Raw genomic sequence first — 13,438 nt, forward strand, 5'->3', positions numbered from 1 at the left:
CTCACGAATGCCGGGCTGTCCGCCAATGAAGATTATCCATCTGTCAGGGCGCACCACGCTGGATCGCGCAGGTTTGCGACCGTTACCCGTCATTGCGGGCAGAGCGAAGCAATCCAGCGTTCCACGCGGCGCCCTGGATTGCTTCGCTACGCTCGCAATGAGCGCGCTTGCCGGGTTCTTCGCCATGAGGAATGGTGGGAGACCTCTGCCCGAACGTGGGAGCGCGAGTGGCGCGAATAGCTGGATATCGCCATTGGCGGTCCGGCACCCGTGAGATGCTGAATATCGATCCTGCCTGATGCCCGCTGTCGAAGCGGAGCGCGTTGCGGCGGATTATGCATGAACGGAGGGCCGGAGCCCTCCGGGATGTGCATGACCGTTTCGGCGGAGCGTGGTTCGGAATGATCGGCGCGGCGCCTAGCCGAAGCGACCCTTGAGCATCGCCCATGCCGCGCGCAGGCCATATGCCTCGCCGCCCTTCGGCCGGCCCGGTCGTGCGGCGGGGCGCCACGCGAAAGTATCGAGATGCGCCCACGGCAGCTCCGCAGGCACGAAGCGGCGCAGGAACAGCGCCGCGGTGATCGCGCCAGCGAAGCCGCCGTCGGGTGCGTTGACGATGTCCGCGATGTCGGACTTCAGCATGTCGTCGTACCCGTTCCACAGCGGCAGCCGCCACAATGGATCGCGCACGGCCTCGCCCGCAGCAAGCAATTCGGCGGCGAGCGCCTCGTCCTGCACGAACGTCGCCGGCAGTTCCGGCCCCAGCGCGACGCGCGCGGCACCGGTAAGCGTCGCGAAGTCGATCAGCAGGTCGGGCGCGCCCTCGACCGCCTTCGTCAACGCGTCGCCGAGGATCAGCCGGCCTTCCGCATCGGTGTTGGTGTTCTCGACCGTCAGGCCCTTGCGCGTCGCGAGCACGTCGCCGGGACGGAAGGCGTTGCCGGCGATGGCATTCTCGACCGCGGGGATCAGCAGGTGCAGCCGCACCTTCAGCCGCGCCTGCATCACCAGCCCGGCGAGCGCGAGCGCATGGGCAGCGCCGCCCATGTCCTTTTTCATCAGCCGCATGCCCGCCGACGGCTTGATATCCAGCCCGCCCGAATCGAAGCACACGCCCTTGCCGACCACGGCGACGCGCGGGTGCGCGGGGTCGCCCCATTCCAGCTCGATCAGCCGCGGTGCGCGGTCCTTCGCCGCAGCCTGCCCGACCGCGTGGATCATCGGATAGCCGATCGCCAGCGCGTCGCCGCGCGTCACGGTGACGGTCGCACCGTGCGTGGCGGCGAGCGCGTCGGCCTCCGCCTCCAGCTCGGCCGGGCCGAGGTCGCTGGCGCCGGTGTCGACCAGATCGCGGACGCGCGCGGTGGCGGCGGCGAGGCGCACCGTCTCGTCGATCGTCGCGACATCGGGCGTGAGCAGCACGCGCGCGGTGGCGGGCTCGAGCTTGCGGTAGCGCGTGAAGCGGTGCTGCGCGAGCAGCCAGCCGAGCCCCGCCGCGCCGGTGGCGCCGCCATCCGCCAGCCGGTACGTCCCTTCCGGCAATCCTTCCCCGAGCGAGGCGATCCGCCACGGCGACTCGAGCGCCTCGTCGCAGACCAGCAGCATCGCCCAGTCCTCCGCCGCCTCGCCGGGCAGGATCGCGCGATTGCCGGCGCGCCCGGTGACTTTGTTCGCAGCGACGGCGGTACGAATACGCGCGGGCTGCCGTGCCAGCCACTCGGCGAAGCGATCGGGGTGGACGACGTGGATGTCGCGCGCGGGCTGGCCGCGATCGGGCTGGAGCAAAGCGGTAAAGTCGGTCATCGCCGGACCAAAGCAGGACTTGCCCGCACACGCAACGCGCGGTTTCCTTGGGACGCGCGGCATCCTACATCGCGCCGCATGACGACACATTCGACTCGCATGCTGATCCTGGGTTCCGGGCCCGCCGGTCTGTCCGCCGCCATCTATGGCGCGCGCGCCGGGATGGCACCGATCGTGGTGCAGGGCATCCAGCCCGGCGGCCAGCTGACCACCACCACCGATGTCGAGAATTATCCCGGCTTCAAGGAAGTGATCCAGGGGCCGTGGCTGATGGAGCAGATGCAGGCGCAGGCCGAGCATGTCGGCACGCGGTTGATGTGGGACACGATCGTCGAGGTCGACCTGACCGCGCGGCCGTTCCGCCTGATCGGTGACGGCGGCGACGTGTACGAGGGCGAGGTGCTGGTGATCGCGACCGGCGCGCAGGCCAAGTGGCTGGGGCTGGACAGCGAGGATGCGATGAAGGGCAAGGGCGTCAGCGCCTGTGCGACGTGCGACGGCTTCTTCTATCGCGGCAAGAAGGTGGCGGTGATCGGCGGCGGCAACACCGCGGTCGAGGAAGCGCTGTACCTGACCAATCACAGCGACGACGTGACGCTGATCCACCGCCGCGATTCGCTGCGCGCCGAGCGGATCCTGCAGGAGCGGCTGTTCGCGCACCCTGGCGTGAAGGTGTTGTGGAACAAGGAAGTGCGCGAGTTCGTGGACGGCGGCGGCAATGCCGGGCTGGTCGCGCTGTCGCTGGAGGATACGCAGACCGGCGAGGTGTCGCGGATCGACGTCGACGGCGGGTTCGTCGCGATCGGGCATCATCCGGCGACCGAGCTGTTTCGCGGCCACCTGGCGCTCGATGAAGACGGCTATATCGCGGTTGAGACCGGCTCGACGCGCACCAGCGTGCCGGGCGTGTTCGCGTGCGGCGACGTGATGGACAAGGTATATCGCCAGGCGGTGACCGCGGCGGGGACCGGGTGCATGGCGGCGCTGGACGCCGAACGCTTCCTGGCGGCGGCGGAGTTCGAGGCGGTGAAGGAAGCCGCTGAATAGCGTCGCTCGCAAGGTCGGCGTACCCGCGATCGTGAAGATCGCGGATGTCGGAAGCGGCAAAGCGCCCGCTTTACTTCATCCCGGAGCTGAGCCGCGACGTGCTGCTCGCGCGGGAGGCGTGCCGAGGCGGAGCGCATCGTCGAGCCGCTGCCTCCGCAGCGGGAGGTCGGCGCGACGCGTGCTTCACGTCGTCCGGCTGATCCGGGATCATGCTTTCGCTCCGGCGCTCGTGGTGACACCGGACCGGGCGGCGCGCCCGGCCGGACGCGCGCGTCAGACCAGCGCCTTGCCCGCCGCGAAGGTGACCAATGCGCCGAACGTCTCCAGCATCTCGCCATCGACCTCGTCGTCCTCGATGACGATGCCGAGCCGGTCTTCCAGCTCGGTCAGCACGCCCGCGACGGCCATCGAATCGAGTTCGGGCAATGCGCCGAACAGCGGCGTCCCGGCATGGAAGGCGGCGGCGCGGTCCGGCGAGAGCGCCAGCACGTCGACCAGCACCGCGCGTACGGTCGCCTCGATCTCGCTCCTGCCTTCGGGAATCACGCATCCTCCGCCATGTCGCACCGCACCATCGGCGGCGATCCGCGTGGCGTTAGGCGCAAGGGGTGGATTCCGCAACGCCCGAGCCTAGAAGGTGCGGCATGGTGTCCCTCGATGCTACGCCCCGCCCGATCGACCACGTCCTGCGCGGGGAGGCGAGCGCGCCGGCGCTGGTCGATCGTGAAGGGGCGGTCGATTATGCCGCCGCCGAAAACGCGGTGGCGCGGATCGCGGGGTGGCTGGCGGCGCTGAGGCTGGCGCCGGGATCGCGCGTGGCGACGTGGCTGCCGAAGACGCGGGCGGCATGCTGGATGCCGCTGGCGGCCGCGCGCGCCGGGCTGGTGCATGTGCCGGTCAACCCGGTGCTGCGCCGCGCGCAGGTGGCGCATATCCTGACGGACAGCGGTGCGGCGCTGCTGCTGACGCAGGCTGCGCGCGCGGCGACGCTGGAGCCCGGCGACGTGCCGGCCGAATGCCTGGTCATGACCGAGGCAGGCGAGGGCGACGCGCTGCCGCGGTCGGATGCCGACCCGGAGGCGCTGGCGGCGTTGCTCTACACCTCCGGGTCCACGGGGCGGCCGAAGGGCGTGATGCTGAGCCACGCCAATTTGTGGCTCGGTGCCATCGGCGTGGCGCATTATCTGGCGCTGGCACCCGAGGACCGCGTGCTGGCGGTGCTGCCGCTGGGGTTCGATTACGGACAGAACCAGCTGTTCTCGACGTGGGCGGCGGGGGCGTGCGTCGCGCCGCTCGATTACCTGACCGCGCGTGACGTGGTGAAGGCGGTCGAGCGCGTCGCGGCGACGACGCTGGCCGGCGTGCCGCCGCTGTGGACGCAAGTGCTGGAGGCGGACTGGCCGGCCGAGATTGCGGCGCGGCTGCGGCGGCTGACCAATTCCGGCGGCGCGCTGACCCCGGCGATGGTGCGGGCGTTGCGCGCGCGGTTTCCGGCGGCGCGATTGTTTCCGATGTACGGGCTGACCGAGGCGTTCCGCTCGACGTATCTCGACCCGGCGCTGGTCGATGCGCACCCCGATTCGATCGGGCGCGCGGTGCCGTTCGCCGAGGTACTGGTAGTGCGCGGCGACGGCACGCTCGCCGCGCCGGGCGAGCCGGGCGAGCTGGTCCATGCCGGGCCGCTGGTCGCGCATGGTTATTGGCGCGATGCCGAGCGGACGGCGGCGCGGTTCCGCGCCGCGCCGGCGAGTTCGCGTTACGGTGGCACGGCCGTGTGGTCCGGGGACACGGTCGTCGCGGACGAGGCCGGGTTGCTGCGCTTCGTCGGACGCGACGACGAGATGATCAAGACCGCCGGCCACCGGGTCAGCCCGCAGGAGGTCGAGGAAGCCGCGACTGCCGGCGACGAAGTGGCGGAGGCGGTCGCGGTCGGGGTGAGCGACGCGCGGCAGGGGCAGGCGATCGTACTGGTCGCGCGCGGACCCGCGATCGGCGAAGCGGCGCTGCGCGCGCGGCTGAAGCGTGCGTTGCCTGCCTATATGCAGCCGGTACGGATCGACTGGCACGACGAACTGCCGCGCAATGCCAACGGCAAGCTGGACCGCGCCGCAATCGCGGCGGCGGCGCGGGAGGTACGCGTATGAAGCCGATGGGGCCGATCCCGCCTGCATTCGGGGAGCAATCCGGCGCGCTGACGATCGGCGGGCACGATGCGTCGGCACTGGTCGCGACGCATGGCGCGCCGCTGTTCGTTTATGACGCCGCGCTGGTCGCGGGGCAGGTGGCGCGGTTCCGCGCGGCGATGCCGGCGATCGACCTGCATTATGCGATCAAGGCCAATCCGTTGCCCGCGCTGCTGGCGCGGATCGCGCCGGTGGTGGATGGGCTTGACGTCGCCTCGGGCGGCGAACTGGCGCGCGCGCTGACGGTCAAGCCGGGAGCGGCGATCAGCTTCGCGGGGCCGGGCAAGCGCGACGCGGAGCTGGAGGCGGCGATTGCGGCAGGCGCGACGCTCAATCTGGAATCGGCGGGAGAGGCACGACGCGCGTTGGCGGCGGGCGATCGGCTGGGCGTGCGCCCGCGCGTTGCGGTGCGGGTGAACCCGGATATGGAACTGCGCGGGTCGGGGATGAAGATGGGTGGCCGTGCGTCACCGTTCGGTATCGATGCCGAACATGCCGCAGCGGTGGTGCGTGACGTGATCGCGGGTGGCGCGGACTGGCGCGGACTGCACATCTATGCCGGCTCGCAGGCGCTGGACGCGGGTGCGGTGATCGAGATGCAGGCCGCGACGCTGGCGCTGGCGGCCCGGCTGGCCGAGCAGGTCGGCGTCACGCCGCCGCTGGTCAATCTCGGCGGTGGATTCGGGGTGCCGTATTTCGCGGGCGACGTCGCGCTGGACGTCGAGGCGGTCGGCGCGGCATTGGGCGAAGCGCTCGCGATGCGGGGCGCAGCGCTGCGCGACAGTCGCTTCGCGATCGAACTGGGGCGGTGGCTGGTCGCGGAAGCGGGCGTCTATCTGACGCGCGTCGTCGACGTGAAGGCGAGCCGCGGCGAGACCTTCGTCGTGGTCGATGGCGGGCTGCACCACCAGTTGGCGGCAAGCGGCAATTTCGGAACGGTGGTGCGCCGCAACTATCCGCTGGCAGTGGCGGCGCGGATGGGCGCGGCGGCGGCAGGCGAGGTGTCGGTGGTCGGATGCCTGTGCACCCCGCTCGACCGGCTGGGCGACCGCGTCGCGCTGCCGCCCGTCGCGGAGGGCGAGGTGATCGCGATCTTCCTTGCCGGTGCCTATGGCGCGACGGCGAGCCCGGCGGCGTTCCTCGGCCACCCGGCGCCGGCGGAACTGGTCGTGTGACCTCAGTTGCGGCGTCGCGTACGATGACGGAGCGGGCGTCTAGGCGGCGAGCGTAGCGAACGCTGGCCGCAGCGGCGCGGCCGTTTCTTCCTCGATACGGTCGCGGCCGGCGCGCTTTGCGCGGTAGAGCGCCTGATCGGCAGCGGTGAGCAGGTCGCCGAGGGTGCGCTCGCCCGACTGCCCGATGGCGAGCCCGATGCTGACCGTGAGTCTGGACGCACCCGGCGTATGGCGCAGCTCGCGGGTGCGCGCGGCGATCCGCCCGGCCAGCGCGAGCGCATCGCGGTGAGAGACGCCGACCAGCAGCACGGCGAATTCCTCGCCGCCGATCCGTGCCGGCATCGCGCAATGCCCGCTGCCCAGTGCGTCGAGCAGCGCCCCTGCGAACAGCACGAGCGCACGGTCGCCCGCCGAATGACCCCAGCGATCGTTGACCTGCTTGAAATGGTCGAGGTCGAGCATCAGCAGCGTCGCGCCATGCGGGGCGGCGGCGGCGGGTACCGCGCGTTCCATGAAGGCGCGACGATTGAGCAGCCCGGTCAGCGAGTCGGTGGTCGCTGCCTCGCGCTGCCGCTGCGCCTCGTTGCCGAGCTCCAGCGTGGTTACCGACAGCACCAGCGTGAGATAGATCGCGATATAGGCCAGCAGCCACAGCCCTGGCAGCGGCGACGCGCTATGCAGCGGCACGAGGATATCGCTGCGCAACGCGGTATAGGCGGTCATCGCCAGCGACGTCGCCGACAGCAGCAACAACAGCGTCGCCGTCAGCCAGCGGCTGGGCGAGCGATAACCATGGATACGGCGCAGCAGCTCCGTCGACATCGCGAGGCAATAAGTGGTGAAGGCGAGCGTCGCGACGACGTTTCGCACCGCCTCGGCCGTGAAAAACGCCGGGATCAGGCATGCGGCAGTCCAGACGACCGCGCCGCTCCAGACGGCCAGCGGCCGGCGCGGACGCGCGTGGACCAGCCGTACCCCGGCCCACAGGAAGGCGAAGACCTGGATGAAGCAGACCTGCGCTGCCCACACGGCCAGCCAGTCCGGCGCGACGCCGCGCAGCATGTAGCACAGGCAGCCGAACACCCCGGCGGTGATCGAACAGGCGGTCCACAGATGAATGCGCTCCTGGCGCCGGCCGAGCCATAGCGTCCAGAAGTATAGCGCCATCACGACCTCGATCGTCGTGCTAGCGATGAACAGCGTCGCCACGTCCAGCGTCACCGAAAGCCCCCCATGTCGCGGCCCCCCGGCGCGCTAACCTAGTATAGCGCGGGCGTGACATTCACGGCAAGTGGCCGTGATGACAGGAATATTCGACAGCCTCGCTGTCGTTCACGCGATCAGCGCAACAGCAGCGCCAGCGCCCCGAACAGCGTGGCACCACCGATCGGGGCAACGAGCAGCAGGAGCACGTTGACGCCGATGATCGTCGCGAGCGTCTTTTCCTGCCGCGCGGTCAGCCGCGGCGCCGGGCGGCGTGGCTGCCACGGCGGAGGTGGCGGCTGGTCGCGGAAATCGACGAACATGCGCAGGCTCCGGCAGGTCGGGAACACGATGCTAGGCGCTTGTAAGGAAAGGATCAATCCTGACGTCGCCATGGCTGATGCGCGCGCCGAAAGCTGCTATGCCAGCAACAGCGCCATGGTCGACAGGGGACAGGGACGTGCCCGTCGCCCGCTGCGCCAGGGAGATGGATCATGCGACTTGCTTCGATCGGCATGGCGATCGCGTTCGCCTGCAGCACGACGACCCCCGCGACCGCCGCGGTCTTCACCTACGTCGTCACCGGGACGGTCGTCGGCGACACCAGCAACCAGGGAACCGCCTTCGGCGAGAACGTGCTGGGCAGTACGTTCTCGGCACGGTTCGAGGTCGACGATGCGGCGCCGCTGGCGCTGTATGCCGCGGATGCCGGCGGATCGTCGGCACAGGGCGGCGGGCTGATCCAGGACGGCACGCGGCCGCCGGTGAGCGCGGTACTGACGATCAACGGGAAAGACTATGCGATCCGCACCGGCGACAAGAACGAGCCGCCGGCGTGCTTCCCGAGTGGCGAATGCTATGGCGCGTCGTCCTTCATCGACGACGCGGGCGGGGTGGTGAAGAACGTGGCCGCGCGGCAGCTGGACCTGTTCGCCGGCTATGACAGCTACGACAGCTGCTGCGCGGATTACGGCAGCTACTCCAGCAGTTCGACCGACGACCTGCGCTTCACGCTGGCCGATGCCGCGTTCATCGTGCCCGATTACCGGCAGGCGGGGACGTTCGGTGTGACGGGCACGGGAAGCTTCCTGACCGCCCGCAGTTATTTCGATCGCAGCGGCGGGATCGACTACGACACGCGGCTGTCGTTCGCGGCGACCTCGTTGCGGGTGGACGGCGCGGTGCCGGAGCCGGCAACCTGGGCGCTGATGATCCTTGGCTTCGGGCTGGTCGGCGCCGTGTTGCGGCAAGGGCGCGTGCCAGCCGGCCGGCCGGCGCGCGCGGCGTAGCTCACGCGGCCTGCGGGATCGCGTCGCGACGGCGATGACGGATGTGGTCGTCGATCGCGGCCACGATCGGGTCGACCAGTTCGGGCGGCAGCGTATGGCCCATGCCGTCGATCTCCAGCAGCCGCGCGCCCGAGATCGCGCGCGCGGTGTCGCGGCCGCCCGCCACCGGTACCAGCGGATCGTCGCTGCCGTGGATCACCAGTGTCGGCGCGGTGATGCGGCGCAGGCGATCGGTGCGATCGCCATCCGCGATGATCGCGGCGATCTGACGCAGGAAGCCGGTCGGGCAGCGGTTGCGCAGCGTCTCGCCCCGAATGCGTTCGGCCATGACCGCGTCCGCCATCGGGAAGCGCCCGCCCACCGCACGCCCGGCGATCGTGCCATGCGCGACGATCGCCTCGATTTCATCGCTCTTCGGATGGCGCAGCAGCAGCGCGGTAGCGCGCATCGTCGGGCGCGAGCAGGACGGGTTGCCGGTGGTCGACATGATCGAGGTGAGCGTGCGCACCCGTTCCGGCCAGCGTGCCGCGATCAGCTGCGCGATCATCCCGCCCATCGAGGCACCGACGACGTGCGCGCGGTCGATTCCCAGCGCGTCGAGCAGTCCGATCGCATCCTGCGCCATGTCGGTGAGGGTATAGGGCACCGCGGGCACGCGCCCGAACTGCATCTGCATCGCCGTCCACACGATGTGCGGCGCACCGAGATGATCGAACTTGGTGGAGAGCCCGACATCGCGGTTGTCGTAGCGGATCACGCGATAGCCGCGCTCCGCCAACGCATCGACCATCGCCTGCGGCCAGCGTACCAGTTGCGCGCCCAGACCCATGACCATCAGGATCACCGGGCCGTCGCGTGGCCCCTCGTCCTCATATTCGATCTCGATCCCGTTCGCCCGTACCGCTGCCATCGCCTGCTCCGTCGCGCCACCTCGAACGCTTGTGTGGAAAAGTTTCGACGTCCTTGTAGGCTTCGTAACATTAATGCAACATTTCGGGTTCTGGTTCCGCTCCTTCCTTTCCCATGTTAGCGCAGGTGTCCCATGGCCGAACGCCTCCAACTCGATCAGTTCCTGCCGTATCTGCTGTCGGTCACCTCGAACCGGGTCAGCGGCCGGATCGCGAGCGCGTATGAGACGCTGTTCGGGCTGACGATCCCCGAATGGCGGCTGGTGACGCTGATCGCGGAACATGCGCCGATCACGCAGGCGCAATTGTGCGACCGCAGCCGGATGGACAAGGTGACGGTCAGCCGCGCGGCGATCTCGCTGACGCAGCGCGGGCTGCTGGGGCGCACCCCCAACGCCACCGACCGCCGTTCGCATCATCTGCGCTTGAGCACCGACGGCGAAGCGCTGTACGCGCAGGTCGCGCCGCAGGCCGCCGCGCTGGAGCGGCGGATCTTCGGGCGTTTCAACGCGCGTGAACTGGCGCAGTTTACGGACATGCTGCGGCGGATCGACGCCGCGGTCGAGGAGGAAGACTGAATGGCGCAAGTGCCGTTGATCGCGGGCGTGGAACTGGGCGGCACGAAGTGCATCGCGGTGCTCTCCAGCGGGCCCGACGCGATCCTGGAGGAGGTACGCGTCCCCACCACCCGGCCCGAGGAGACGTTGCCCGCGCTGGAGGCGGCGATGGACAAGTGGCGCGGCGTGGCGGCGATCGGCATCGCCAGCTTCGGCCCGGTTTCGATCGACCCGCAATCGGCCGATTACGGCAAGATCACCTCGACGCCGAAGCCGCACTGGGCGGGCACGGACATCGCGCGCCGGCTCGCGGCGCGCTACGGCGTGCCGGTCGGCTTCCACAGCGACGTGGTGGGCGCGGCGATGGCCGAGGCGCGCTGGGGTGCGGGGCAGGGGCTGGGCGATCTGGCCTATGTCACGGTCGGCACCGGCGTGGGTGCGGGCATGATCGCGCACGGCCGCCCGGTCGACGGGCTGACCCATAGCGAGTTCGGCCATATCCGCCCGGTGCGGCTGCCCGGCGACGACTGGGCCGGCGTGTGCCCATATCACGGCGCGTGCGTGGAGGGTCTGGCGGCCGGCCCGGCGATCGCGGCGCGCACCGGCATCAAGGGCGAGGACCTTCCACAGGATCACGAGGCGTGGGAGACGGTGGTCGGCGCGCTGTCGTCGCTGTTCGCGACGCTGACGCTGACCGGCGTCCCGCGGCGCATCGTGCTGGGCGGGGGCGTGATGGTGGGCAACCCATGGCTGCTGCCGCGGCTGCGCGCGGCGACCGCGACGAGCCTGAACGGCTATGTGGCCTTGCCGGCGGTGGCGGACATGGAGACGTTCATCGTCCCGGCCGCGCTGGGCGGTAACGCCGGCCCGCTGGGCGCGGTGGTGCTGGGCGCACAGGCGCTGGAAGACCGGACCGGCGCCGCGACGGGGTCGTTGCTGCGCGGCTGACGGGCGGGCGGAGGCGCCCGGGCGCCGCCCTCGCGCATGTCGCGTGGGTGAGCTGCGGGCTTGGCAGGTCGGTGCGCTATGTGACGTTCGTCTCTCCGGCGTCGTTGCGCGCGTGACGAAGCAATCCTGGGCGTCCTGGTCCGGCGCTGGATTGCTTCACGACGCTCGCAATGACGCACCGGTGGCGCGGAGATCTCGTCGGGTTCGGGCAACGCTCGCCGTATCTACTTCAATCGAGACGATCCGTGGGCCGGCATCCCGGACCTGATCCGGAAAGCCGCTTCGGCTGCCGTACCTGAGTGGCGCGACCCGGATCACGTCGGGGAAGGAACATGGCAACGATCGATCCGGCGTGGAACGCACGTCCGCATCCCACGCGCGCCATCCGATCACCCCAGTGCGTATGCCTCCGCCGCCGCGACCTGTTGGTCGCCGGGGCGTACGCCGGTGTAGAGCACGAACTGCGCCAGCGCCTGCAAGGTCGCGATCTGCGCGCCGGTCACCACGCGCTTGCCCGCCGCCTGCGCCGCGCGAAGCAGCGGGGTCTCGACCGGCTTCGCGACCGCGTCGATCACTATCTGCGCCGCCGCGATCTGTTCCTGCGCGAACGCCAGCGCGTCCTGGTCGGCACCGGTCATCCCGACCGGCGTGACGTTGACGAGCAGCGGCGCCTCGCCCGCGGCCGTCGCCTGCCAGCCGAGACCAAGCCGCTCCGCCAGCGCGCGCCCGGCGGCCTCGTTGCGTGCAGCGATCGTACCTTCGGTAAAGCCAGCGTCGACCAGCGCGGTCGCGACCGCCTTCGCCATCCCGCCGCTGCCACGCAGCAGGAACGGCACGCGCGGCAGCGGCTCGATCAGCTCGCGCATCGCGCTGTAATCGGTGTTGAAGCCCAGCAGTTCGCCGTCGTCGTTGACGATCGTGTTCACGCTGTCGATCGCCGCCGCCGAGTCACGCAGGCCATCAAGCATCGGGATCACCGCTTCCTTGAACGGCATCGACACCGCGCAGCCGCGGATGCCGAGTGCACGGATGCCGGCGATCGCGCCGCCCAGGTCGGTGGTGGTGAACGCCTTGTAGACGTAATCCAGCCCGAGCGCGTCGTAGAGGTGATTGTGAAAGCGCGAGCCGAACGTGCCGGGACGCGCGGCGAGCGACATGCAGAGACGGGTGGCGGGACCGATCGGCGGCTTCATCGGCGAATTCCTTCGTTCACAAGGGCAACGCGGGTTGCACGACGTCCTCGTCGCGCAGGATGCCCGACAGCGTCAACCCGAGCAGCCGCACCCCGCCGGGAAGTGGCAGCAGCGGCGCGAGCAACCCGCGCCCGAGATCGAGCAGCAGCGCCTGCGTGTCGATCGGCCCGGCCAGCGATCGTGCGCGGGTGAGCGTGGTGAAATCGGCGCGTCGCACCTTCAGCGTCGCGGTGCGCCCGCGCACGTCGGCGCGCTCGACCCGCAGCCATGCCGCCGCCGCCACCGTCTCCAGCGCGGCATCGATCTCGTGCACGTCGGTCAGGTTGATCTCGAAGGTCCGTTCTGCGCCGACCGACTTGGCGCGGCGCTCGGACCGCACCGGGCGTTCGTCGATGCCGCGCGCGGCGCCATGCAGGTAATCGGCATGGCTGCCGAAATGCGCGCGCAGGAAGTCGAGCGGGCGGTCGCGCAGATCGGCGCCGGTGTGGATGCCGAGCCGCGCCATCTTCTCGGCGGTGACCGGGCCGATCCCGTGGAAGCGCTTGACCGGCAATGCGGCGACGAACGCCGCACCCTTTGCAGGCGGGATCACGCACATGCCGTCCGGCTTGTTCTGGTCGGAGGCGAGCTTGGCGATGAACTTGTTGTAGCTGACTCCGGCCGAGGCGGTGAGCCCGGTGTCGGCATGGATACGCGCACGGATTTCGGCGGCGATCGCGCTGGCCGAGCCAAGCCGGCGACGATCCGCACTGACGTCCAGATAGGCTTCGTCCAGCGACAGCGGCTCGATCGCGTCCGCATAATCGGCGAAGATCGCGTGGATCTGCCGGCTGACCGCGCGATAGACGTCGAAGCGCGGCGGCACGAAAACCAGCTCGGCACAGCGGCGTGCCGCCACCACCGACGGCATCGCCGAGCGTACGCCGAACGCACGCGCCTCGTAACTGGCCGCCGCCACCACGCCGCGCGCGCGATTGCCGCCCACCGCGACCGGCCGTCCGCGCAGCTCGGGCGCGTCGCGCTGTTCGACCGACGCATAGAAGGCGTCCATGTCGACGTGGATGATTTTGCGGGGTTCTGGCACGGATCACGCTGACGTTGCAGCGGATTAACCCAAAGCGCCGCTGCTCGC

At 70.1% G+C, this 13,438-nt stretch carries 13 protein-coding genes; 6 read left to right on the plus strand and 7 right to left on the minus strand.

What is annotated here, in order from left to right:
* Positions 1 to 417: 417 nt before the first annotated feature.
* Positions 418 to 1,803 carry a leucyl aminopeptidase family protein gene (locus tag SPHPHY_RS0106775; protein ID WP_022685943.1) on the minus strand — a complete coding sequence of 462 codons (1,386 nt, stop codon included), beginning with the start codon at positions 1,801 to 1,803 and terminating at the stop codon, positions 418 to 420.
* Between the two features lie 78 nt (positions 1,804 to 1,881).
* Here SPHPHY_RS0106775 and trxB point away from each other — a divergent pair, with 78 nt between their 5' ends.
* The gene (trxB, locus tag SPHPHY_RS0106780; protein WP_028056589.1) at positions 1,882 to 2,850 is read left to right on the plus strand and encodes a thioredoxin-disulfide reductase; all 969 of its coding nucleotides are present in this window, start codon (positions 1,882 to 1,884) and stop codon (positions 2,848 to 2,850) included.
* A gap of 273 nt (positions 2,851 to 3,123) precedes the next feature.
* Here trxB and SPHPHY_RS0106785 read toward each other — a convergent pair whose 3' ends face one another.
* Positions 3,124 to 3,396: an acyl carrier protein gene (locus SPHPHY_RS0106785; RefSeq protein ID WP_022685945.1), complete on the minus strand. Its 273-nt coding sequence runs from the start codon at positions 3,394 to 3,396 to the stop codon at positions 3,124 to 3,126.
* Positions 3,397 to 3,494: 98 nt separating this feature from the next.
* Between SPHPHY_RS0106785 and SPHPHY_RS0106790 the strand changes: the two genes are divergently transcribed.
* Together SPHPHY_RS0106790 and SPHPHY_RS0106795 are read left to right on the plus strand one after the other, a co-directional pair.
* Complete coding sequence (locus SPHPHY_RS0106790; protein ID WP_022685946.1) at positions 3,495 to 4,994, plus strand: AMP-binding protein; 1,500 nt, start codon at positions 3,495 to 3,497, stop codon at positions 4,992 to 4,994.
* Complete coding sequence (locus SPHPHY_RS0106795) at positions 4,991 to 6,208, plus strand: pyridoxal-dependent decarboxylase, exosortase A system-associated (protein ID WP_022685947.1); 1,218 nt, start codon at positions 4,991 to 4,993, stop codon at positions 6,206 to 6,208. The genes SPHPHY_RS0106790 and SPHPHY_RS0106795 overlap by 4 nt, the downstream gene beginning before the upstream one ends.
* Positions 6,209 to 6,247: 39 nt before the next feature.
* On the opposite strand, the gene SPHPHY_RS0106800 is transcribed toward SPHPHY_RS0106795, so the two are convergent.
* Together SPHPHY_RS0106800 and SPHPHY_RS0106805 are read right to left on the minus strand one after the other, a co-directional pair.
* Entirely contained in the window at positions 6,248 to 7,429 is a 1,182-nt protein-coding gene (locus SPHPHY_RS0106800) for a sensor domain-containing diguanylate cyclase (protein WP_022685948.1), read from the minus strand.
* A 119-nt stretch (positions 7,430 to 7,548) separates the two neighbouring features.
* Positions 7,549 to 7,734: a hypothetical protein gene (locus SPHPHY_RS0106805; protein ID WP_022685949.1), complete on the minus strand. Its 186-nt coding sequence runs from the start codon at positions 7,732 to 7,734 to the stop codon at positions 7,549 to 7,551.
* Positions 7,735 to 7,905: 171 nt separating this feature from the next.
* Here SPHPHY_RS0106805 and SPHPHY_RS0106810 point away from each other — a divergent pair, with 171 nt between their 5' ends.
* Positions 7,906 to 8,700 (plus strand): PEPxxWA-CTERM sorting domain-containing protein, encoded by a 795-nt coding sequence (locus SPHPHY_RS0106810; RefSeq protein ID WP_081645262.1) that lies wholly within the window; start codon positions 7,906 to 7,908, stop codon positions 8,698 to 8,700.
* A gap of 1 nt (position 8,701) precedes the next feature.
* On the opposite strand, the gene SPHPHY_RS0106815 is transcribed toward SPHPHY_RS0106810, so the two are convergent.
* Entirely contained in the window at positions 8,702 to 9,610 is a 909-nt protein-coding gene (locus tag SPHPHY_RS0106815) for an alpha/beta fold hydrolase (RefSeq protein WP_022685951.1), read from the minus strand.
* 132 nt (positions 9,611 to 9,742) lie between these two features.
* Between SPHPHY_RS0106815 and SPHPHY_RS0106820 the strand changes: the two genes are divergently transcribed.
* Both SPHPHY_RS0106820 and SPHPHY_RS0106825 read left to right on the plus strand, forming a co-directional pair.
* Positions 9,743 to 10,186, plus strand: a complete 444-nt coding sequence (locus tag SPHPHY_RS0106820; RefSeq protein ID WP_022685952.1) for a MarR family winged helix-turn-helix transcriptional regulator — start codon at positions 9,743 to 9,745, stop codon at positions 10,184 to 10,186.
* Entirely contained in the window at positions 10,187 to 11,113 is a 927-nt protein-coding gene (locus SPHPHY_RS0106825) for an ROK family protein (RefSeq protein WP_022685953.1), read from the plus strand.
* 389 nt (positions 11,114 to 11,502) lie between these two features.
* Here the strand turns inward: SPHPHY_RS0106825 and SPHPHY_RS0106830 are convergent, their stop codons facing one another.
* On the minus strand, positions 11,503 to 12,306 hold the full coding sequence (locus tag SPHPHY_RS0106830) for a shikimate 5-dehydrogenase (protein ID WP_022685954.1): 804 nt from the start codon (positions 12,304 to 12,306) through the stop codon (positions 11,503 to 11,505).
* Between the two features lie 16 nt (positions 12,307 to 12,322).
* On the minus strand, positions 12,323 to 13,390 hold the full coding sequence (gene dinB / locus SPHPHY_RS0106835; RefSeq protein WP_022685955.1) for a DNA polymerase IV: 1,068 nt from the start codon (positions 13,388 to 13,390) through the stop codon (positions 12,323 to 12,325).
* Between the last annotated feature and the right edge of the window lie 48 nt (positions 13,391 to 13,438).

Origin of the sequence: Sphingomonas phyllosphaerae 5.2 (genome assembly GCF_000419605.1) — a bacterium.
Taxonomy (GTDB): domain Bacteria; phylum Pseudomonadota; class Alphaproteobacteria; order Sphingomonadales; family Sphingomonadaceae; genus Sphingomonas; species Sphingomonas phyllosphaerae_B.